The sequence below is a fragment of the Pseudomonas sp. MN1F genome, from assembly GCF_009391885.1.
In the GTDB taxonomy this organism is placed as follows: Bacteria; Pseudomonadota; Gammaproteobacteria; order Pseudomonadales; family Pseudomonadaceae; genus Aquipseudomonas.
Window position 1 is genome coordinate 46,868 of record NZ_VZII01000024.1, and the last position, 20,972, is coordinate 67,839.

The 20,972-nt window shown below is 64.2% G+C and carries 14 protein-coding genes; 8 read left to right on the forward strand and 6 right to left on the reverse strand.

Features of this window, described 5'->3' with window-relative positions:
* Nucleotides 1-72 precede the first annotated feature (72 nt).
* The 3 genes from F6X59_RS13445 (at nucleotide 73) to pgm (ending at nucleotide 5,704) form a co-directional block, all read left to right on the forward strand.
* Complete coding sequence (locus F6X59_RS13445; protein WP_346652205.1) at nucleotides 73-1,722, forward strand: VRR-NUC domain-containing protein; 1,650 nt, start codon at nucleotides 73-75, stop codon at nucleotides 1,720-1,722.
* On the forward strand, nucleotides 1,719-3,980 hold the full coding sequence (locus tag F6X59_RS13450) for an ATP-dependent DNA helicase (RefSeq protein ID WP_372240380.1): 2,262 nt from the start codon (nucleotides 1,719-1,721) through the stop codon (nucleotides 3,978-3,980). Before F6X59_RS13445 ends, F6X59_RS13450 begins: the two co-directional genes overlap by 4 nt.
* 86 nt (nucleotides 3,981-4,066) lie before the next feature.
* Nucleotides 4,067-5,704 (forward strand): phosphoglucomutase (alpha-D-glucose-1,6-bisphosphate-dependent), encoded by a 1,638-nt coding sequence (gene pgm, locus F6X59_RS13455; RefSeq protein WP_152956622.1) that lies wholly within the window; start codon nucleotides 4,067-4,069, stop codon nucleotides 5,702-5,704.
* 36 nt (nucleotides 5,705-5,740) lie between these two features.
* Here the strand turns inward: pgm and F6X59_RS13460 are convergent, their stop codons facing one another.
* Nucleotides 5,741-6,439: a pirin family protein gene (locus tag F6X59_RS13460; RefSeq protein WP_152956623.1), complete on the reverse strand. Its 699-nt coding sequence runs from the start codon at nucleotides 6,437-6,439 to the stop codon at nucleotides 5,741-5,743.
* Between the two features lie 175 nt (nucleotides 6,440-6,614).
* On the opposite strand from F6X59_RS13460, the gene F6X59_RS13465 reads away from it, so the two are divergent.
* Complete coding sequence (locus tag F6X59_RS13465) at nucleotides 6,615-9,131, forward strand: UvrD-helicase domain-containing protein (RefSeq protein ID WP_152956624.1); 2,517 nt, start codon at nucleotides 6,615-6,617, stop codon at nucleotides 9,129-9,131.
* Here the strand turns inward: F6X59_RS13465 and F6X59_RS13470 are convergent, their stop codons facing one another.
* Complete coding sequence (locus tag F6X59_RS13470) at nucleotides 9,132-14,006, reverse strand: NEL-type E3 ubiquitin ligase domain-containing protein (protein WP_372240381.1); 4,875 nt, start codon at nucleotides 14,004-14,006, stop codon at nucleotides 9,132-9,134. It abuts the gene before it with no gap.
* Nucleotides 14,007-14,180: 174 nt separating this feature from the next.
* Between F6X59_RS13470 and F6X59_RS13475 the strand changes: the two genes are divergently transcribed.
* From F6X59_RS13475 to F6X59_RS13485, 3 genes are all read left to right on the forward strand, one after another.
* Nucleotides 14,181-15,107, forward strand: coding sequence for an alpha/beta fold hydrolase (locus F6X59_RS13475; protein WP_152956625.1), 927 nt, complete (start codon nucleotides 14,181-14,183; stop codon nucleotides 15,105-15,107).
* A gap of 62 nt (nucleotides 15,108-15,169) precedes the next feature.
* Nucleotides 15,170-15,604: a VOC family protein gene (locus F6X59_RS13480; RefSeq protein WP_152956626.1), complete on the forward strand. Its 435-nt coding sequence runs from the start codon at nucleotides 15,170-15,172 to the stop codon at nucleotides 15,602-15,604.
* Nucleotides 15,605-15,793: 189 nt separating this feature from the next.
* On the forward strand, nucleotides 15,794-17,467 hold the full coding sequence (locus F6X59_RS13485) for an MFS transporter (RefSeq protein ID WP_152956627.1): 1,674 nt from the start codon (nucleotides 15,794-15,796) through the stop codon (nucleotides 17,465-17,467).
* Between the two features lie 63 nt (nucleotides 17,468-17,530).
* Here F6X59_RS13485 and F6X59_RS13490 read toward each other — a convergent pair whose 3' ends face one another.
* Both F6X59_RS13490 and F6X59_RS13495 read right to left on the reverse strand, forming a co-directional pair.
* On the reverse strand, nucleotides 17,531-18,100 hold the full coding sequence (locus tag F6X59_RS13490; RefSeq protein WP_152956628.1) for a hypothetical protein: 570 nt from the start codon (nucleotides 18,098-18,100) through the stop codon (nucleotides 17,531-17,533).
* 75 nt (nucleotides 18,101-18,175) lie between these two features.
* Nucleotides 18,176-18,562 (reverse strand): VOC family protein, encoded by a 387-nt coding sequence (locus F6X59_RS13495; protein WP_152956629.1) that lies wholly within the window; start codon nucleotides 18,560-18,562, stop codon nucleotides 18,176-18,178.
* A 170-nt stretch (nucleotides 18,563-18,732) separates the two neighbouring features.
* Between F6X59_RS13495 and F6X59_RS13500 the strand changes: the two genes are divergently transcribed.
* On the forward strand, nucleotides 18,733-18,996 hold the full coding sequence (locus tag F6X59_RS13500) for a hypothetical protein (protein WP_152956630.1): 264 nt from the start codon (nucleotides 18,733-18,735) through the stop codon (nucleotides 18,994-18,996).
* Nucleotides 18,997-19,114: 118 nt separating this feature from the next.
* On the opposite strand, the gene F6X59_RS13505 is transcribed toward F6X59_RS13500, so the two are convergent.
* Complete coding sequence (locus F6X59_RS13505) at nucleotides 19,115-20,113, reverse strand: transketolase family protein (protein WP_103447624.1); 999 nt, start codon at nucleotides 20,111-20,113, stop codon at nucleotides 19,115-19,117.
* Nucleotides 20,110-20,958, reverse strand: coding sequence for a transketolase (locus F6X59_RS13510; RefSeq protein WP_152956631.1), 849 nt, complete (start codon nucleotides 20,956-20,958; stop codon nucleotides 20,110-20,112). Before F6X59_RS13510 ends, F6X59_RS13505 begins: the two co-directional genes overlap by 4 nt.
* Between the last annotated feature and the right edge of the window lie 14 nt (nucleotides 20,959-20,972).

Sequence of the window (20,972 nt, forward strand, 5' to 3'; positions counted from 1 at the left end):
CCCAGGGTACTTGCCTGAGTGTGCGGTCTGTATGTATAAACAGTGCTCACTCTTGCTGCCCGACCCCCTCTTGTGATCGCCCACTCTGTCGATGACCCGCTGTATTACCTGCACAACTTCCGCCAGGTGCTGCTGTGGGTCGAGTCACGTTACGCCGACCTGCTCGACGAGCAGGAGCTGGCCTTTCTTCATGCCTTTGCCGAACTGGCGCAGCCGTCCCAGGCGCTGATGGTGCGCATGGTGATGCGCAAGGGCGAGCTGTTTCGCTGTGACCGCCTGGACTATGCCGAAATCGGTGACAGCCTGGCTGCCCTGCAACCGCTGATGGCATTGGGTTGGGTGCGCGAGCCCGAGGCCCTGAGCCTTGAGCAACTGTTCGCGCTGTTGCGCAAGGATGAGCTCGCGGTGGGTTTCGCTGGGCAGTTGAGCCGCCCGCGGGCGGCCAAGGGCGACCTGTACGAACAACTGCGGCCCCTGTCGCTGGGCCCCAGGCCTTTGCGCGAGTGGTTTGCCCAGGCCCCGGTGGGGATCGTGCAATGGTGCCTGCAACCGCTGTGCGATCGCATGCGCCTGTTGTTTTTCGGCAACCTGTACCAGGACTGGTCGGACTTCGTGCTGGCCGACTTGGGCCTGCTGCGTTTCGAGCAGGTAGCGTTCAGCCCCGACTCCCGTGCCCTGCAGCAGCGCGGTGAGGTCAACCAGGCCATGGCGCTGCACCAGTGTGCCGAGCGTCTGGAACTGGGTGAGGATCCCGCATCGATCCTGGCGACACTGGCCGGCTTGAGTATCGACAACCCATGGCTGGCGCGGCGCCATGGGCGGCTGCTGTTCGCCGTCGGCCAGCAGTGCGAGCGCCTGGGCGACTGGGACCAGGCCCTGGCGGTGTATGCCCGCAGCAGCCATGCGCAAGCGCGTATCCGCCAGGTTCGCGTGTTCGAGCGTAGCGCGCGTTGGGAGCAGGCCCACGCATTTGCCCGGGAGCTGGCGAGCGCACCGGCCAACGCCCTGGAGGTGCAGGCCCTGGAGCGCATGTTGCCGCGGTTGGCCCGCAAGCTCGGCGGGCCCGCACAGCGCCGACGGCGCGCAGCCCCCCTGGAGCTGATCGAACTGGAGCTGCCGCGCGAGCAGGCAGCGCTGGGTGTCGAGGAGGCCGTGCGCCAACACTTGGCGCAAGCGGGAGGGCAGGCGCATTACGTGGAAAACACGCTGCTCAACAGCCTGTTTGGTCTGCTGTGCTGGGAGGCAATCTTCGCCCCGGTTCCGGGGGCCTTTTTCAACCCGTTCCAGGCGGCGCCCCAGGACTTGCACGACTGCGATTTCCAGCAACGGCGGGCGGCGCAGTTCGCGGCCTGCCTGGGCCGTCTGGACGATGGTTCCCACCGCCAGGCCATCCTCGACTGCTACGCGGCCAAGCAAGGCCTGCAATCGCCGTTCGTGTTCTGGACCATGCTCAGCCAAGCGCTGCTCGATCAGGCCCTGGCCTGCCTGCCCGCCGCGCACTTGAAGCAGTGCTTCCTGCGCCTGTTGCAGGATATCCGCAACAACCGCGCCGGCATGCCCGACCTGATCCAGTTCTGGCCGGAGCAGCAGCGCTATCGGATGGTCGAGGTCAAGGGCCCGGGTGACCGCTTGCAGGACAACCAGCTGCGCTGGCTGGAATTCTGCGCCGAGCATGGCTTGCCGGTGGCGGTCTGCCATGTGCGCTGGAGCGACTCACCGTGAGCTATCGCGTGGCGGTGCGGGCCTTGTGCGAATTCAGCGCCAAGGTCGGCGACCTGGACCTGCGCTTTACCCCATCCCCCACGGCCCAGGAAGGTATCGAAGGGCATCGCCGGGTGGTTGCCCGGCGCGCAGCAGGCTACGAGGCGGAAATTGCCCTTGAGGGCGAGTATCAGGGCCTGCAGGTGCGCGGGCGTGCCGATGGCTATGACCCGGCCGCCAATCGCCTGGAAGAGATCAAGACCTATCGCGGCGACCTGGCACGCCAGCCGGCCAATCACCGCCAGCTGCACTGGGCCCAGGCCAAGGTCTATGCCTGGCTGCTGTGCCAGGCGCGGCAGTTGCCGGCCATCGAGGTGGCGCTGGTTTACCTGGATGTCGACAACGACAGCCAGACGCTGTTCAGCGAGCACTGTTGCGCCGAAGCACTGCAGGGCTTTTTCGAAACCCAGTGCCAGCGGTTTCTCGCCTGGGCCCAGGCCCAGCAACAGCGCCTTGCCGAGCGCGACCTGGGCTTGCAGGCCTTGGGCTTTCCTTACCCGCAGTTTCGCCAGGGCCAGCGGCAACTGGCCGAAACCTTGTACAAGGCTGTCAGTACCGGCCGCTGCCTGATGGCCCAGGCCAGTACCGGCATCGGCAAGACCCTCGGCACGTTGTTCCCGTTGCTCAAGGCCATGGTCCCGCAGCAACTGGACAAGGTGTTCTTCCTCACGGCCAAGACCCCCGGCCGGGCGCTGGCGCTGGACGCGCTGGGCCAGATCAGCGCAGGTACGCCGCAGCCGGCCTTGCGCACCCTCGAGTTGATTGCCCGGGACAAGGCCTGCGAATACCCGGACAAAGCCTGCCATGGCGAGTCCTGCCCGTTGGCCCAGGGGTTCTACGACCGCCTGCCAGCCGCTCGCGAGGCAGCGGCCTTGCGGCCCATGCTCGACCGCGCCAGCTTGCGCGAGGTAGCCTTGGCGCATCAGGTGTGCCCGTACTACCTCGGCCAGGAAATGGCCCGCTGGGTGGACGTGCTGGTGGCCGACTACAACTACTATTTCGACGCCCACGCCTTGCTGTTCAGCCTGACCCAGCTCAACCAGTGGCGGGTCGCGGTGCTGGTGGACGAGGCGCACAACCTGGTCGAGCGTGGCCGTGGCATGTACAGCGCCAGCCTCGACCAGGGCCAGTTGCTCGCCTTGCGGCAGAGCAAGCCGCACGGGCTCGGCAGTGCCCTGGACCGGCTGAATCGGCAGTGGAATGCGCTGTACAAGGCGCAGCACGCGCCGTACCAGGCCAGCGACCAGTTGCCGGAGGCCTTCCTGCGTGCCCTGCAGCAATGCATCGGGTTGATCCAGGAACGCATGAATGAGAAGCCTGCCGAGGTCGATGCCCAGGTGCTGCAGTTCTTCTACCAGGCGCTACAGTTCAGCCGGGTGGCGGAACTGTTCGACGAGCATTTCCTGTTCGACATCAGCCTGCGCGAGGGCCCGCGCAAGCGGCGCCTAGCCAGCCTGTGCCTGCGCAATGTCACCCCGGCCCGGCTGCTTGCCCCGCGCATGCAGGCCGCGCGCAGTGTGACGCTGTTTTCCGCGACCTTGAGCCCGCGGCCTTTTTACACCGACCTGCTTGGCATGCCGGCCGATACCGCCTGGCTGGAAGTGGCGGCGCCGTTCCGCGCCGAGCAACTCGAGGTGCGCATCGCCAGCCAGGTCTCGACCCGCTACCGCGAACGCCAGGCTTCACTGGCGCCGATCAGCGAACTGATTGCCGACCAGTATCAGCGCCAGCCAGGCAACTACCTGGCGTTCTTCAGCAGTTTCGAATACCTGCAGCAGGTGGCAAGCCTGGTCGCCGAACGCTATCCGGGCATCCCGCTCTGGGCCCAGGCCCCGGGCATGGACGAAGGTGCACGCCAGGCCTTTCTTGATCGTTTCGTGGCGGACGGGCAGGGGGTGGGCTTTGCCGTGCTTGGCGGGGCGTTCGGTGAGGGCGTCGACTTGCCTGGCACGCGCCTGATCGGGGCTTTCGTCGCCACCCTCGGCCTGCCCCAGGTCAACCCGGTCAACGAACAGTTCAAGCAGCGCCTGGGCCGGCAGTTTGGCGCCGGTTTCGACTACGCCTACCTGTACCCCGGTGTGCGCAAGGTCATCCAGGCCGCCGGGCGGGTCATTCGTGGCGACCAGGACCGCGGCGTGCTGGTGCTGATCGACGAACGTTTTGCCGAACCACGGGTGCAGCAGATGTTTCCCGCATGGTGGCAGGTGGCCGTTAAATAATCCTCGGTGGCCCCATCGCACGGCATTGCAACTCCCAGTACACTGCGTGTTCCAACACCAACATCTGTTGAACTCGAGGTTTTTGCATGACGCTCAGTCCTTTGGCAGGCAAGCCGGCTCCGGCCAGCGTGCTGGTCGATATTCCCCGCCTGCTCACCGCCTACTACACCGGCCGCCCCGATGCCGCCGTGGCGGCCCAGCGCGTGGCCTTCGGCACCTCGGGGCACCGGGGCAGCTCGTTCGACCTGAGCTTCAACGAGCACCATGTGCTGGCGATCACCCAGGCCATTTGCCTGTACCGCCAGGAAAAAGGCATCGACGGCCCGCTGTTCATCGGCGCCGACACCCACGCGCTGTCCGCGCCGGCCGCGGCCAGTGCGCTGGAAGTGCTGGCTGCCAATGGCGTGCAGGTGATGCTGTCCAAGGACGACGAATACACCCCGACGCCAGCGGTGTCCCATGCCATCCTCTGCTACAACCGTGGCCGCAGCCAGGGCCTGGCCGATGGCATCGTCATTACCCCGTCGCACAACCCGCCACAGAGCGGTGGCTTCAAGTACAACCCGCCCAACGGCGGCCCGGCCGACAGCGATGTGACCAAGTGGATCGAGGCCAAAGCCAACGAACTGCTGGCCGCAGGCCTTGCCGGGGTCAAGCGCATGGAGCATGCCCAGGCGCTGCAGGCGGCCACCACCCAGCGCCATGACTACGTGGCCAACTACGTGGCCGACCTGGAAAACGTCATCGACTTCGACGTCATTCGTGGCGCCAACCTGCGCCTGGGCGTCGATCCGCTGGGCGGGGCAGGGGTGCGCTACTGGTCGGCGATCGCCGAGCACTATCAGTTGAACCTGGAGGTGGTGAACAGCGAGGTCGACCCGACCTTCCGCTTCATGTGCGTGGACTGGGACGGGCAGATCCGCATGGACCCATCCTCGCCTTACGCCATGCAAGGCCTGATCGGCCTGCGCGATCGCTTCGACGTGGCCTTCGCCTGTGACCCGGACCATGACCGCCACGGCATCGTCACCGCCGATGGCCTGCTGCAGCCGAACAACTACCTGGCCGTGGCCATCGACTACCTGTACCGCAACCGTCCGCAATGGCGCAGCGACGCCGCCGTGGGCAAGACCGTGGTGTCCAGCGGCCTGATCGACCGTGTCACCGAGCGCCTGGGCCGTGAGTTGTACGAAGTGCCGGTGGGCTTCAAGTTCTTCGCCCAGGGGCTGTTCGACGGCTCGCTCGGCTTCGGTGGTGAGGAGAGTGCCGGTGCCTCGTTCCTGCGCAAGGACGGCACGGTCTGGGCCACCGACAAGGACGGCCTGATTCCGGCGCTGCTGGCGGCCGAGATGACTGCCCGCACCGGTCGTAACCCGAGCCAGGCTTACAACGACCTGACTGCCGCGCTGGGCAAGCCATACGCCACCCGCGTCGAGGCCAAGGCCGATGCCCGGCAGAAGGCGGCCCTGAGCAAGCTGGCACCGGAGCAGGTGAAGTCGACCGAACTGGCGGGTGAGCCGATCGTACAGATCCTCAGCCAGGCGCCGGGTAATGGCCAGGCGATTGGTGGCTTGAAGGTGATGACAGCCAATGGCTGGTTTGCCGCGCGGCCTTCGGGCACTGAAGACATCTACAAGATCTACGCCGAGAGCTTTGTCGACGAGGCGCACCTCAAGCGCCTGGTGGAAGAGGCGCAGGTGCTGGTGGATGCGGCGATTGCCTGATTGACATGAGGGGGGCCGCAGTGCGGCCCCTTTCACTTATGCAACATCGACCAGGACGATCTCGCTGTCCTCGATCGCGGTCACTCGCAGCACTGCTTCCTGCTCGATCGCCACGCCATCCCGGCCCTTGGCACGCAGGCCATTGACCTCCACCAGCCCCTTGGCCGGCACCAGGTAACCCCGGCGCCCGGCTTCGAAGCGGTACTCGGCGGTTTCACCGGCACGCAAGGTGGCTGCCAGCAAGCGCGCATCGGCGCGGATCTGCAGGCTGTCCTCATCCCCCGCACGGCCGCTGGCCAGGGTCACGAAGCCTTCGCCACGTTCACCTTTGGGGAATGGGCGGACACCCCACGACGGCGCATCGCCAACTTTCTCCGGCACGATCCAGATCTGGAAAATGCGGGTATCGACCTCTTCCAGGTTGTACTCGCTGTGCACGATGCCGCTACCGGCACTCATCACCTGCACGTCGCCCGCTTCGGTACGGCCTTTGTTGCCCAGGCTGTCCTGGTGGGTAATGGCGCCTTCACGCACATAGGTGATGATTTCCATGTCGCGGTGCGGGTGCGGCGGGAAGCCGCTGCCGGCGGCGATCAGGTCGTCGTTCCAGACCCGCAGGTTGCCCCAGTGCATGCGCGCCGGGTCGTAGTACTCGGCAAACGAGAAGTGGTGATGAGCGTCGAGCCAGCCGTGGTTGGCGTGGCCGAGGCCTTCGAAGGGTCGCAGTTGCAGCATGGTCGTGCTCCTTGAATCAGTGGAATGAAGCCATGATGCGGCAAAAATAGATCGAAAATAAGCGTAAATATCGACTGATTATGATCAGGAAAATAGATTGAAGCTGGCGATGTGGATTATGCGATTCATCGCCTAATCCACTGATCTGCAAGCATTCGCTGGCGATTTTCGGCAGATGCGGCGAACATGGCCCGCTGATTTGATTTTCAACGGAGTGACCGTGGCCCACGAGCAACCCCAGGCCCCCGCCGAACTGACCCCGCCCGCCCAGCTGCCCTGGTTGCGCCGCCTGGCTGCCCGCCTGCTGGGCCGTGGCCTGACCCAACTGCAGGCCCAACACCGCGACTCCTGGTTCCTTGGCCACGTCACCGGCCAGCGCAGCGGCCATGCCGATGGCCTGCGCGAAGGCTTCGAGCGTGGCCGAGTGGAAGGCTACGAGGCCGGGCGCCAGGTGCTGGTGATCCGCGACGCCCGCCCGGCCACCGCCGCCGTGCCCGGGCAGGACGACAACCTGTTCGACGATTGGCGCCTGCCGTTGAGCGCCGAGCTGAAAAAACGCTTCAAGGCCGACGTTGCCCAGCGCATGCCCGCCGAGGCCCAACCCAGCGCGGCGCAGTGGAAGCTGATCTTCAGCGACACGCCGTCCACCTGCGTGGTGGCCGGGGCCGGGGCGGGCAAGTCGACCTCGCTGGTGCTGCGCATCCTGCTGCTGCGTCACTACCTGGGCTACGAGCTGGACGCGATGACCGTGGTCACCTTCACCCGCGAATCGCGCAAGGACTTCATCAAGCGCCTGGTGCAGGTATTCGCCCTGTGGCAGCTCGACCTGCAACCGGCCAAGGCCCGCGAGCTGGTGCGGACCTTCCATTCGCGGATCCTGCCGCTGGTGCGCAGCTTGCCGGGCTTCGGCCAGGTGCGCGCGTTCGAGACCCTGGGCAACGAGATGCCGGCTGGCCGCGAGGCGGAGGCCGACAGCAACCCGTTCGACCTGCGCCTGAACGATGCCCAGCGCCAACAGCTCAACCAGTGCTACAGCCAGTTGCTCGGCGCCAGCCCGCGCTTCGCCGAGATTGTCGCCACCTTGCGCCGCGAGGCCCTGCAACTCAAGCCACTGGACCCGGACCACCCGGATGTGCAAAAGCGGGTGCAGGTCACCCAGCTGGCCGCCCAGCGTGACGAAGAATTGTGCGACGTGATCGAAGACCTGTGGTTCGCCGCTGGCGCCTGGCCGATCAAGGGTATCGAGCCCTGCCGCGAAACCGTCGAGATCCGTGGTAGCCGGTTCCATGTGCATGGCCGCCTGCAAGGCCTTGATGCCTGGGTGGTGCTGGGCTTCGACCCGGCGGAAAGCGCCCAGTACCAACGCCCCGGCGCCAAGCTGGCAGTGCGAGCCGAGTGGGCGGTCAAGCGCACCTTGTTGCAGGCGTTCTGCGACAAACCGTTGATCTGGCTCGACAACTACGCCATGGCCCGGCGCCTGGCGGCATCGCTGGCCGGCGATGCCGTGGCCGGGCCCGGTTTCGAGTACAAGGTCAAAGGTGAGCTGGCCGCGGCGCCGCTGCTCGACGCCTTCGTCGGCGCCGCCAACTTCATCGAGAACCTTGGCCTGGAGGTAAACCCGGCCGTGGCGGCCATGAGCTTCCCGGCCGGCGACACCGACGCGCTGTTCTTCGAGGCCTTGGCCCTGTACTGGAAAGCCCTGGAAGCGCACCTGCTCGACCAGTCGCCACCGGTGATGAGCTACAACCGCATGTTCGCCCTGTTCGGCGAGAACAACCCGGAGAACCTGCGGCTGCTGCCCGACCCGTTGCTGCGGCCACTGGCGCACTTGATGATCGACGAGTTCCAGGACGTTTCGCCGCAGATCGTCAGCTGGCTGCGCGCCAGCCTCGCGGAAATCCGCCGCCGTGGCCCGGCCATGCACACCGGGCGCAATGCCCAGCATGCCTCGCTGATGTGCGTGGGCGACGACTGGCAGTCGATCTATGGCTGGCGCGGCAGTTCGCCGAAGTACTTCATGGAGTTCACCAAGGCCTTCCCGTCACCGGCCAATACCCGGGTGATGCTGGTCGACAACTACCGCTGCCAGCAGCAGGTCATCGATGCCGCCGAGCACCTGGTCAAAGGCACACCGGCCATTGCCGGCAAGAAGGCCCGCGCCAGTGGGCCGGCCGCCGAGCTGCCGGGTGCCCCGGTGCGGGTCTTCGACCGGGATGAGGCGGCGCTGGGCGAGACGCTGATCGAGCATTACCAGCGCGGGGAGTCGGTGATGATGCTGTACCGCAAGGGCAGCGACAAAGCCCTGATGAGCGAGCACCTGCAAAGCGTACTGCACGCCGAAGCCCAGTTGCCTGCCGAGCAACGGCGCCTGCGCCAGCTGACCTACCACAGTGCCAAGGGCTTGCAGGCCGATGCGGTGTTCATGCTAGGCGATTGCCAGTACCTGACCAGCTCGCCGTACAAGAACCAGGTGTACCGCCAGGCTGGCCTGGGCAAGGCCGGCGATGCCCAGCCGTTCGACACGGCGCAGAAGGAAGAGGTGCAGCGCCTGGCCTATGTCGCGGTGACCCGTGCGGTCAGGCACTGCTATTGGCATGTGGAGGCGGCCAACGCAGAAGCGATGGGCGTGCCGCGGGCGTCGAGCCAGGTGGATGGGCGGCAGGCCTTCTTCGAAGACCTGCGCGGCCAGTGATCACGCGTCCAAAGTTTCCACTTGCCGGGTAAGGCTCAGCAGCAGGCCGTCCTCGACCTCTTGCTGCGCGCGCGTCAAGGCGTCCATGGCATCCTTGAACGCTGCCTCCTCGAGTGGCACGCGCCGTAGCATGCCGCTTGCGTCCAAAGGCGAATCCGGCATGGCTGCGCTCAGCACCCGGGTTATGGCGCTGTCAAGTCGGGGGACGGGGTCGTATTGTTCATCCCAGCAATGGAACAGGTAGTCGACGCCGGGCCGCCAGAAATCGGTTATAGCTTCGAACTGGCTGGCATATCTGGCTTTTAGGTAGTCAACCCAGACCGGTTCCCCGATCATCCAACGCTGCCGGGCCGCAACGTCGGCATCGCGTTCGAGCACGGCCGCGCCTACGTTGTCGATGATCGTCTGGTTGATCCTTGCAGCACTTCGATAAAGCATGCCGCGGCTGGGCTCGGGAAAGTCGAGGTGCTCGGCCAGGGACTGTCGCAGGGCGAGGCGGACCTCAATGTCATCGACCGCGCCCGTTTGCAGGTCCACATCAGGGTAGGCTGCAGGGTAGTCCAACGCGTCGTAGGGCGGTAATTCATCGTCCAGGGCCTTGTTCAACAGCGCCTGTTTGCGCAGATTGCGCTGGAGGCTGATGCGATCTGCCAGGTGGTTGACCTGTTCCCGGCGATACAGCTGGCGATACAGGTCGACAAGCGGTTTGGCGCTGCCCTGTGCCTGGCCCGCTGCCCGATCGGCCAGCAATTCGACCTCCAAAGCGCTGAAGGCATCGGCGCCGGCATCGCCACAGGTGGGAGGGAAGAGTCTCGCCACCGCCGTCAGGCGCTCTCGCAGCGCAGTGTCTTCACCGGCTTGCTCCAGCAGTGACCATACCCGCGTGCGCAGGCCGTGTGGATCGCGTTGCGCTTCCTTCGAGTAGGTCAGGCGTTCGAACACGGCTTGCAGGTCACCATTTTCGTCCTCGTCGAACAGGTCGGCCCAGAGCTGATCCTGCTGGCTGCTCGCCGAGTCTCGCCAAAACCCCTGCCATTCAGGCCGCTCGGGCGTGTGCTCGAAGGCGTTCACACCGCTGGCGCGCAAGCGCCTTAATGATTCGGCCTCGATATTGTTGTAGTTGAACAGCCAGTTGCGTTCAGGCAGCCGGGCGGCGACATCGCGTGCATACGGGCTGCGGAGTATGTTGGCGAGGTCCTGGATATGGTGGATGCGGTTGAACGACAGGTCCAGATAACGCAACTGATACTGTGGCTGGCTCATCAAGGTGGTGAGGCCCTTGGGCCATGCCTGCAACTCGCTGTTGTTCAAGTTCAGATGCCGGAGCCGAGCCATGAAACTGACATCGGGTGCGTGTTGCAAGGGATTGAAGTCCAGGTCCAGCTGTTGCGGATGGACCAGATCCTGGAACTTTGCAGCCAGACCTTCATCGAGTGTGATGCGGTTGCTCCCCAGCCTCAGCACATCCAGCGGCAACTTGCTCAGGAAGGCCAATGTGTCTTCGTCAAGTGTCAGCCGGTTGCGACGCAGGTTCAGCTGGCGCAGGTCCGGCATCGCGGCCAGCACCCGCTGCGCAGTGGGTGAAAGGGATTGCAGGGCATTGCTGGTCAGGTCCAGCGAGCGCAATTTGTGCACTGACCCGAGCACCTGATACAGCGCCTCTGCATTTATTTCCGGGTTGCCGGTCACTTCCAGCGTTTGCAGGTTGGGGAAGCAGGAAAGGAACTGTTCATTCAGATGCTGCAGTTCCAGCTGGGTCAGTTTCAGTTCCCGGATGTGCGGCATGCGGGCGCTGATTGCGGGTAAATCCGCCAGACGCATGCGTTCCAGCTCCAGCTGGTTGCTCCCACCTTCGCGACGCCAGGCCCGTTTGAGTTGCTCGGCACATTGTTGTCTGTCCAGACGATCGTCCAGGCCCTGCGCATTCGCGACCCATTCGTTCAGGTCATGCTCGAGGCTGCGCAACTCTGCCTGCAACCGGCCAATAGCGGCTCCGAGGTCGCCGGTCTCGCTCAATTCGGCCTGCAAGGCCGTAAACTGGCGACTGTCCAAGTCAGGGAACAGTGAGCGCAGCCGCCGCGCAGCAACACTCGCACTGAGGTTGGCTGCGCCGCGACCGCTGAGCGGGTAACCGATACGCCCATGGGCCAGGCGCATGGGCGTGCGAAAACCGGGCTTGATCGCTTGCTGGCCAAGCAGCGTGGCACAGCCGGGGCGGTCGGCAAGCGCGATATCCAGCAATTGGGCTTCGCTCGCGTGCGGATGTGCAGTTTGCAGGGCTTCGCCCAGCAACTGGCTATCAGCATTGGCCAGGCTGGGCCGGTACAGGCCCAGCAAGGCACGGTCAAGGCGGGCGCGGGCTTGCAGGTAGCGGGCTTCTTCAGCCACGCGCAAGGGCACGCGGCCACTCGCCATGCGTTGTCGTTCGCTGCTGCCGGCATGGGCTACCAGCTCTTCCAGTGCGCTAGCGGGCAAGCCGGAAAACTGGCTGCCGAGCGTCTGCGCGGCGGCGCCGGGAGACGTTTGTTGGCGCTTGAGCATGCTGTCGAAGATGTCGCTGCGGCGTTCTGTCAAACGCTTCGCCAATTGCTCATCCAGCGCGCGTGCGCGCTGTTGCGGCGCAATGCCTGGCAGCAACTGTTGCACGGCTTGCTCATCCATCTGCTCCACGACGACGCTGCTCAGGTTACCTGAGTCGAGGTCTTCCCGGCCGATCTCGATGGATAATGCATCGGGGGCATCTTCAGCGCCGAAGTAGACGGCATCCCCCCACTTTTCAGCCCCCGTGAACACCTTCAGCCGGTAACGTGCTGGCCAGCCCGGCATGCCGGTCAGTTCCGGCAGCACGAAATGCTTGTAGGCCGCCAGGGGCAGGCCGTGGCGCACCCGGGTGATGATGCTCTGGGTTTCCTTATCCAGGCGCAGGCGCAGCAAGGTATCGGCCAGCAACGCGGGTGGGCGTGCGCCGCTGATCTGGCTGTGGCGCAGACTGTCTGCATCGCCACCGGCAATGCGCAGGGCCGTGAGTTGTTCCGAGGGTTCAAGGCCGTTGCTGAACTGGCCAAGCCCGTTCAGCAGTTTGCTGTCGTCCCATGCGAGCGGGTCGTCATGTTCCAGCTGCCAACGTTTGTCACCCAGATAGCGCAATGACGGGCTATAGGCATCGGGGGTTTGAGGATGGCGGACACGCCATCTTCCGTCCGTGCCTTTGAACACTTCGTACAACTCCCCCTCAAGCAGCACATGGTCTTTGCCACCAATGACGTAGAGTCCCTGGTCGTTGGTTTGCGCGTCTGCGGGCAGTACTTCTTCGCTGACATAAGCGCGCATATCGGGCTGCCAGAGGCTTTGCCGGCCACCTTTCCAGACGCTTTGCAGTGCATCGACAAACCCCGACGCCTTGAGCAGTTTTGCACCGACGGCAAAGCCGCCGATCGTGGCCGCATTGATGGCCAGCGATTCCAGTTGCAGCAATGCTTCATGGGTATCGCCGTTCTCCCAGGCTTCAAAGCCGGTGAACACCGAATCCATGATGTCGTAGGCGAACACGCCGAGCATGACGACATCTAGCCCAGGCACAAAGAACGCAGCCACATTCAGCACGCTCATGCCGGCGTCAAGCCACCGCGCAAGCCGTTCCTTGCGTGCTTTGGCATCGACATCGGCGGTGGGAACCGCGATTGTTCGGGCATCAGCTTTCAGGCGCCGCGTGTGGTTGCGGTACAGCACCGGCCAGATGGGCAGCGCCAGCTTGGCAGAGTCGAACTGCACCTTGGGATTCACAGCGGGCTTGCGCCCGGATGGGGTTTGTTCGAACAGGGCCTTATCCAGCTTGTCGGTGAGTTCGGCTTGTTTGTCCTGGTCAGCGAATGCGATCAGGAGGCGGCGAAACGTGCTTTGCAGCAAGCGCTGGCGCAAATGCGCACCGGCCTTCTGTAACGAGGGGAATTCCCTGAGTGGTTGCTCCTGATCCTGAGGCATGTAGAGCATGCACGGGTTGGCCTGGTCGGTGCGATCCGGGCCGATCAGCAGGACATCATTCAGCGGGATGCCGAACAGGCTGAAGCGCCAGCAGTGCAGCGAGTCGTCGGCATAGCGCGGTGTAGGGTGGTTATCGCACAGCTGGGTCAACGCATTACGCCCCTTCAGCGTCAAGAGGTTTTTCAGGTAGGCAGTCATTGCCTGGGTTTTCAGCGCTTGGCGGCTTGCGTCAATCCATCGCTGTTCGATCTCTGCTTGCCCAGGCCCTTCGTAAATGGCTTGCAGGTGGTCTTGATAGCGCTGGCCCAGGTCCAGCGCTCGGCATTGATCGATGAACATCTGTGGCGCGAGGCCGCGGGGTCTTTTGTTGCTGCCAGGGCCTTGGGTCAAGGTGTCATAGGGGCCTACTTCCTCAGACCCGGCAAAATTATGCAGGGCGGCTTCCAGCAGGGAGCGTGGTTGCGGTGGCCCGTCGGGTTCGGTGATGAAGGGTTGGGGCTGGTCCAGTGAAATCTCCAGGCCGGGCGGGTTTGTTTGCTCAATGAACACCTTGTAGGGCTGGTGGATGTATTGGGCCTGGTCCACCTCGACATCCAGGCCCAATTGCTGGCTCAGCAACGGTTTGCAGAACTCATGGATCTGCTTGAAGCCCTTGAGCGCGCCGCGTAACGCCTTGAACTGTGTATCGCGATCGCCAATGAGTTGCCGCACAAGCGCCTGGTCGTCCGGGCTGGCTGCAGCGTACCAGCTGTACGGCGCGCCATTTTCATCCAGGTAGTCCTTGCGTACGGCCTGCACGATGCGGCGAGTATGCTCAGGATGCATCGTGCGCGCCCAGAGGGGCAGGCTGCGGTCGATCTGGGCTTGATGGTAGGGCGTGGGTGGGGTTGTCATGCTGATGGTACTCCTGTCGAAAGAAGCGCCATTCGGCAGCCTGCGCGGCAGCAGAGGGTGGTAGTTAGTTGCTTGCACGGGTCGGTCCTGTGCATGCAAGGGTCGGGGAGAGGCCAGCGTGGCCAGGCCGACTGAGGGATGGTGGGGAACGGCATGTTGTCAGGGAGAACTCCAATGCATTCGCTGTGCAGTCCCAAGGATCATTTGCTGGACCTCGATGGTATTGAAATTGCGGTACGCACCTGGGGGCCAGAAGACGGCATCCCGGTGCTGGCCTTGCATGGCTGGCTGGACAATGCGGCCTCGTTCGAGCGCCTGGGGCCGTTGCTGGAAGGCTGCTTCGTGGTGGCCCCCGACCTGGTCGGCCATGGTCGCTCCGATCACCGCCGCCATGACAGTGGCTATTACCTCTGGGAGCACGCCGAGGACATGCTGGCGGTCACCGACAGCCTGGGCCTGTCCCAGTTTCACGTGCTCGCCCACGGCATGGGCACCGGCATCGCCTCGCTGCTGGCCGCCATGACCAGTGGCATCGCCAGCATGATCTTCCTCGATGGCATCGGCGCGCCGTTCACCGTGGCCGAGGATGATCGCGTGCAGCACCTGGCGCGCGCCTATCGGCTGAAGAAAATGGTCCAGCGCAGCCAGTTGCAAGGTTTTGGCGAGCCTGATGGCAGCCGGTTCGACAACCTGGAAACCGCCCTCGAACAACGGCGCAAGCGCCTGGAGGGTGAGCTGTCGGAGGATGCCGCACGGCTGCTGGCCCTGCGCGACCTGTTGCAGCTGGCCGATGGCTATTGCTGGCGCCACGACCCACGGCTGGTGCTGCCCGAGCCCATGCCCCTGACCGAGCGTGAGGCGTGTGACCTGCTGCGGGAAATCCGCTGCCCGTTGTACCTGATGTTCGGCAGGCAGGGCGCATTCACCGGCAACGGTTTCGAACAGCGCCAGGCGGCGCTGCCGGGCCATGCCAAGGTGTCCTGGCACCCCGGTGGGCACCATTTCCACCTGGAGGCGCCGGACCGGGCACTGGTCGATCAGATCCTGCGCATTCTGGCCCGCCATGAGGGAGGGCTGCTGCAGCGCCTGGTGAACGAATAGCGAGTGATGGCCAGCCTGCCGGCTCCTGCGCTAAGGTGACGAACACCTCAAGGAGCGCTGGCATGCGACCGTTCGCCATCAAGCACATCGACCACCTGGTATTGCGGGTCAGCGACCTGCAGCGCAGCGTGGCCTTCTACCGCGACCTGCTGGGCTGCACGGTCAGCCGTGAGCGCCCGGACCTGGGCATGGTTCACCTGGCGACCGGCACGGCGATGATCGACCTGGTGACGCTCGACGGCCCACTAGGCCGGCCGGGTGGTGCGGCGCCGGGGGCCGAAGGGCGCAACCTGCATCACTTCTGCCTGCGTATCGAACCCTTCGATGAACAGGCCCTTACAGCCTACCTGGAGGCGGCAGGGGTGTCGGTCGAAGCGGCCGAGAAACGCTATGGCGCCGAAGGCGAAGGGCTGTCGCTGTACTGCTTCGACCCTGATGGCAATCAGGTCGAGCTCAAGGGCCCGGTCGAGGCCGAGGTGCAGCGGTTTCTGGGGTGATGGCATCTGGCGATGCTGGCAAGTGGATATTGCGGCAAAGCCGATTATGCTTCAATTACCTTGCTGCGATCCGAGGCAGCTGACCTCGTCGTGCTTCGCGCAACCAATGCTAGCCCTAGGGCCTGGGTGCGACGGTGAAATGGGTGTGAGGTACTCCGGCCTGCGATAACGACAAGACGGAGGCACACCATGGCGGTTCTCGACAGCGCGTCCTCGGGCAGTAGCGCGCCCCAACGGGGTATTACCAAGGAGGAGCGCAAGGTTATTTTCGCCTCCTCGCTAGGTACCGTGTTCGAATGGTACGACTTCTACCTGTACGGCTCGCTGGCAGCAATCATCGCCAAGCACTTCTTCGCCGGCGTCAATGAAACCACCTCGTTCATCTTTGCCTTGCTGGCCTTCGCCGCCGGCTTTGCGGTGCGGCCGTTCGGCGCTATCGTGTTCGGCCGCCTGGGCGACATGATCGGGCGCAAGCACACCTTCCTCATCACCATCGTCATCATGGGCCTGTCCACCGCGGTGGTGGGGCTATTGCCCAGCTACGCGGCGATTGGCGTGGCGGCACCGATCATCCTGATCACCCTGCGTCTGCTCCAGGGCCTGGCACTGGGCGGTGAGTACGGCGGTGCGGCCACCTATGTCGCCGAGCACGCGCCCAAGGGCCGGCGCGGCTACTTCACGGCGTGGATCCAGACTACCGCCACGCTTGGCCTGTTCCTCTCGCTGCTGGTGATCCTGGCCTGCCGCACCGTCATGGGCACCGAGGTGTTCGAGGCCTGGGGCTGGCGGGTGCCATTCCTGTTGTCGATCCTGCTGCTGGCGATTTCGGTGTACATCCGCATGCAGCTCAACGAGTCGCCGGTGTTCATGAAGATGAAAGCCGAAGGCAAGGCGTGCAAGGCGCCGCTGACCGAGTCGTTCGCCCGCTGGGACAACCTCAAGGTAGTGATCATGTCGCTGCTCGGCGGTACGGCGGGGCAGGCGGTGGTGTGGTACACCGGGCAGTTCTATGCGCTGTTCTTCCTGCTGCAGATGCTCAAGATCGACCCGCAGACCGCCAACCTGCTGATCGCCGGGTCGTTGCTGATCGGCACGCCGTTCTTCATTTTCTTCGGCAGCCTGTCGGACCGCATTGGCCGCAAGAAAATCGTCATGGCTGGCTGCATCATCGCCGCGTTGACCTATTTCCCGATCTTCAAGGCGCTGACCGAGTACGGCAATCCGGACGTGTTCGTCGCCCAGGAGCAGAACCCGGTGGTGGTGGTCGCCGACCCTGGCCAGTGCTCGTTCCAGTTCGACCCGGTGGGCAAGGCCAAATTCACCAGCTCCTGCGACATCGCCAAGAGCCTGCTGGCCAAGCGGGCGATTCCCTACACCAACCAGGTGGCCGAACCTGGCAGCGTGGCGCAGGTGCGCATTGGTGAACGGGTGATCCCGAGCTTCGATGGCAGCAAGCTGGCGGCCGCCGACTTGAAGACCCAGAGCGATGCCTTCACCGCGACCATGGGCGGCGCCTTGAAAGAGGCGGGCTACCCGGAAAAGGCCGACCCGGCGAAGATCCACTACCCGATGGTGCTATTGCTGCTGACCATCCTGGTGATCTACGTGACCATGGTCTACGGGCCGATCGCCGCCTGGCTGGTTGAATTGTTCCCGGCGCGCATCCGCTACACCTCGATGTCGTTGCCGTACCACATCGGCAACGGCTGGTTCGGGGGGTTCCTGCCGACGGTGGCGTTCGCCATGGTGGCGGCGACCGGGGATATCTATTACGGCTTGTGGTACCCGATCGTGATTGCGCTGATGACGGCGGTGCTGGGGATCTGCTTCCTGCCCGAGACCAAGGATCGGGATATCAGTTAGGCAGGCCTGGCCTCTTCGCGGCTAAAGCCGCTACAGCCGCGAAGAGGCCGGTACAGGTACACCTCAATCGAAATAGCCCCGCAGGCTGAAGGCGTACCCGGTATCCACTCCCTTGGCCTCACCCCGGCTCCAGCGCTTCTTCAGCACGAATTCAAAAGCCGGTTCGTACAGCCCGTCCCTGATCAGCGCCCCTGCCAGCACCTCGACGTCGTACCAGCCGTTGTCCAGCTCGATCATCGGCCGCCCCGGCACCTGATAGCGGGCCAGCAGGTCACCCAGCGTCTTGGGGGTGAAGTGCTGCAGGACGCGCCACGTGTACAGCATCACCGCACGGTTCTCGACTTGCAGCACATAGCCGTTGCGTCGGTGCTTGAGGCGGCTGCCGGGTTCGAGCAAGGCCGGCGTGTGGCCATCGAGGGTGAACACGATGTGATAGGGCAGGTTGTCGACCCCCGCCAGCGGTACCACCACGCCTTCGGCCACGGCCTTGTCGCCGCTGTCGTTGCTGGTGAACTCGCGGGCCAGGTCGTCGGACAGGTGATTTTCGTGTTTGAAACGATCGAGCAGCTGGATATCACCCAGCAGGAAATAGTCGACCAGGTCGTTGAGCACTTCGCTGAATTCGTGGCGCATCTGTTTTCCTTGTTGTGGCGCACGGGATACAGCTGCAATGTAGCCAATGGCAGCATTGGCTGCCATGGGCGTTGCTCAGTGTTTCTGGGCGATCTGGATCAGGTTGCCGCAGGTATCGTCGAACACCGCGACGGTGACCGGGCCGAGGCGCGTGGGCTCCTTGATGAACACGACGCCAGCCTTGCACAGGCGGGTGTACTCGGCCTGGATATCACGCACACCGAAGGAGGTGGCCGGAATGCCGTCCTGTTTCAGCGCTTGCTTGTAGATCCTGGCCGCCGGGTGCGCATCGGGCTCCAGCAGCAACTCGACACCATTGGGGTCGTTGGGTGAGGTCAGCGTCAGCCAGCGATGCTGGCCCATGGGGATGTCGTGCTTGGGCTCGAAGCCGAGAACGTAATGGTAGAAAGCCAGGGCCTTGGCCTGGTCGTCGACGAGGATGCTGGTAACAACGATCTTCATAGGCGCACACCGTACCTGCGGGTCGTTACCTACCAGTAAAGACGGCTCTGGCCCAATTCACCAGCGAGGCCTGGCCCGGCTCCTTTACGTTGCTGCATTTCCAGATGGGGGCATAGGTTGTTCGGCAATAGCCTTGGCCAGCAATCCCATCTCAGCAAGGAGTAATGCATATGAAGTTCAGGGTTATGGTTGTACTTCTGATCGCTACGGGTCTCGCGCAAGCACAACAGCAGTTGAATACCCGTGACGGCGGCAGCCAGATCGACGATTTGAAAACATTCCAGGCGGATGCCGTCGATGGCAGAGATGCTGATGCGATGGAAAAACTATCCCGAAAGAAACGCGGCGTTGCCCCGGTCGTGGGAATGCTGTGCGAGCACGGGTACAAGTTGATTGGCGATGATTGTGTAGTCGCCAACATCCCCTTCGAGTGACGACGATCGAAAATAGGGTTATGGGCCTAGGCACGTTGGTGTGCAGTTCTGCGACTACAGCAGTGTGTTGACTGAAATGTCCCAGTCACCGGGAAGCCGGCGACTGGGACATTGCTGCTTACAGCCAGCCCTTGATCTGCCGCGCCACTGCCTCGGTGGAGATGCCATAGCGGTCATGCAAGGTCGGCAACGCCCCGGCATCGAGGAACGCGTCCGGCAGGGCGATCTGGCGGAAGGTCGGGGTCACGCCATTGCGCAGCAGCACGCCGGCCACCGCTTCACCCAGCCCGCCGATGATCGAGTGGTTCTCCGCCGTCACCACCAGCCGCCCCGGCTTGCGGGCCTCGGCCAGGATCGTCGCTTCGTCCAGCGGCTTGATGGTCGGCACATGCAGCACCGACACATCCACGCCATCCTTGTGCAGCTGTTCGGCGGCCTCCAGTGCGCGCATGGTCATCAGCCCGCTGGCAATCACCAGCACGTCACGGCCACCGCGCACCACCTGGGCCTTGCCCAGCTGGAAGCGGTAGTCGTAGCGGTCCAGCACCAAGGGCACGTTGCCGCGCAGCAGGCGCATGTACACCGGGCCCTGGTGGGCGGCGATGGCCGGTACCGCCTGTTCGATCTCCAGGGCGTCGCACGGGTCGATCACCATCAGGTTGGGCATGGCGCGCATGATCGCCAAGTCGTCGGTGGCCTGGTGGCTGGGGCCATAGCCAGTGGTCAGGCCGGGCAGGGCGCAGACGATCTTGACGTTGAGGTTTTCTTCGGCAATGGCCATGCAGATGAAGTCATAGGCGCGCCGCGAGGCAAACACCGCATAGGTGGTGGCGAACGGAGTGAAGCCTTCGCGGGCCATACCGGCCGCGGCGCTCATCAGCAGCTGTTCGGCCATGCCCATCTGGTAGAAGCGCTCCGGGTGGGCTTTGGCGAATATATGCAGGTCAGTGTATTTGGACAGGTCGGCGCTCAGCCCGACGATGTCCTGGCGCTGCTCGGCCAGCCTGGCGAGGGCATGGCCGAACGGCGCAGGGCGAGTCGGTTGGCCTTCGGCGGCAATCGAGGCGATCATCGCCGAGGTGGTCAGGCGTTTTGCTGCTACGGTCGGGTTGTTCATGCGCGGCTCCCGGCGTCCAGTGCTTGCAGGGCGAGGTCCCATTCGTGTTCGTCGACACGGATGAAGTGAGTCTTGTCGCGGTTTTCGAGGAAGGGCACGCCCTTGCCCATGCGCGTGTCGCAGACGATCACCCGCGGTTGCGCGCCGGTATGGGCGCGGGCCAGGTCGAACGCCTTGACCAGGGCGTCGAGGTCATTGCCGTCGACCCGTTGCACGAACCAACCGAAGGCCTGCCAGCGGTCGACGATGGGTTCGAAGGCGAGGATTTCACTGGCATGGCCGTCGGCCTGCTGGTTGTTGACGTCGATGAGGGCGATCAGGTTGTCCAGCTGCCAGTGGCTGGCGGACATCGCCGCTTCCCAGGTCGAGCCTTCGTTCAGCTCGCCATCGGACAGCAGGTTATAGACCCAGCTGGTCGAACCCTTGCGCTTGAGGCCCAGGCAGGCGCCGACGGCAATGCCCAGGCCGTGGCCGAGCGAGCCGCCGGTGATTTCCATGCCGGGGGTATAGGCGGCCATGCCGGACATCGGCAGGCGGCTGTCGTCGCATCCATAGCTTTCCAGTTCATCCTCGGCGATTACCCCGGCTTCGATCAGCGCGGCGTACAGGGCGATGGCGTAGTGGCCGATGGACAGGTAGAAACGGTCGCGCTGTTCCCACTCGGGGTTGGCCGGGTCCAGGCGCAGGGCGTGGCAGTAGGCCACGGCCAGCAAGTCGGCGGCGCCAAGGGCTTGGCCGATATAGCCCTGGCCCTGGACCTGGCCCATGCGCAGGGCGTTACGGCGGATGTTGTAGGCGCGCGCAGCCAGAGGCCGCGCACCCGGGGTAGCGGGTACGGCATTCATGGGGTAGCTCCTTA

Coding starts and splice junctions, on each gene's coding strand:
- F6X59_RS13500 (WP_152956630.1), top strand. CDS start 18,733: ATGAAGTTCAGGGTTATGGTTGTACTTCTGATCGCTACGGGTCTCGCG.
- F6X59_RS13480 (WP_152956626.1), top strand. CDS start 15,170: ATGCGACCGTTCGCCATCAAGCACATCGACCACCTGGTATTGCGGGTC.
- F6X59_RS13460 (WP_152956623.1), bottom strand. CDS start 6,439: ATGCTGCAACTGCGACCCTTCGAAGGCCTCGGCCACGCCAACCACGGC.
- F6X59_RS13495 (WP_152956629.1), bottom strand. CDS start 18,562: ATGAAGATCGTTGTTACCAGCATCCTCGTCGACGACCAGGCCAAGGCC.
- F6X59_RS13490 (WP_152956628.1), bottom strand. CDS start 18,100: ATGCGCCACGAATTCAGCGAAGTGCTCAACGACCTGGTCGACTATTTC.
- F6X59_RS13510 (WP_152956631.1), bottom strand. CDS start 20,958: ATGAATGCCGTACCCGCTACCCCGGGTGCGCGGCCTCTGGCTGCGCGC.
- F6X59_RS13470 (WP_372240381.1), bottom strand. CDS start 14,006: ATGACAACCCCACCCACGCCCTACCATCAAGCCCAGATCGACCGCAGC.
- F6X59_RS13475 (WP_152956625.1), top strand. CDS start 14,181: ATGCATTCGCTGTGCAGTCCCAAGGATCATTTGCTGGACCTCGATGGT.
- F6X59_RS13505 (WP_103447624.1), bottom strand. CDS start 20,113: ATGAACAACCCGACCGTAGCAGCAAAACGCCTGACCACCTCGGCGATG.
- F6X59_RS13465 (WP_152956624.1), top strand. CDS start 6,615: ATGCGGCGAACATGGCCCGCTGATTTGATTTTCAACGGAGTGACCGTG.
- F6X59_RS13485 (WP_152956627.1), top strand. CDS start 15,794: ATGGCGGTTCTCGACAGCGCGTCCTCGGGCAGTAGCGCGCCCCAACGG.
- pgm (WP_152956622.1), top strand. CDS start 4,067: ATGACGCTCAGTCCTTTGGCAGGCAAGCCGGCTCCGGCCAGCGTGCTG.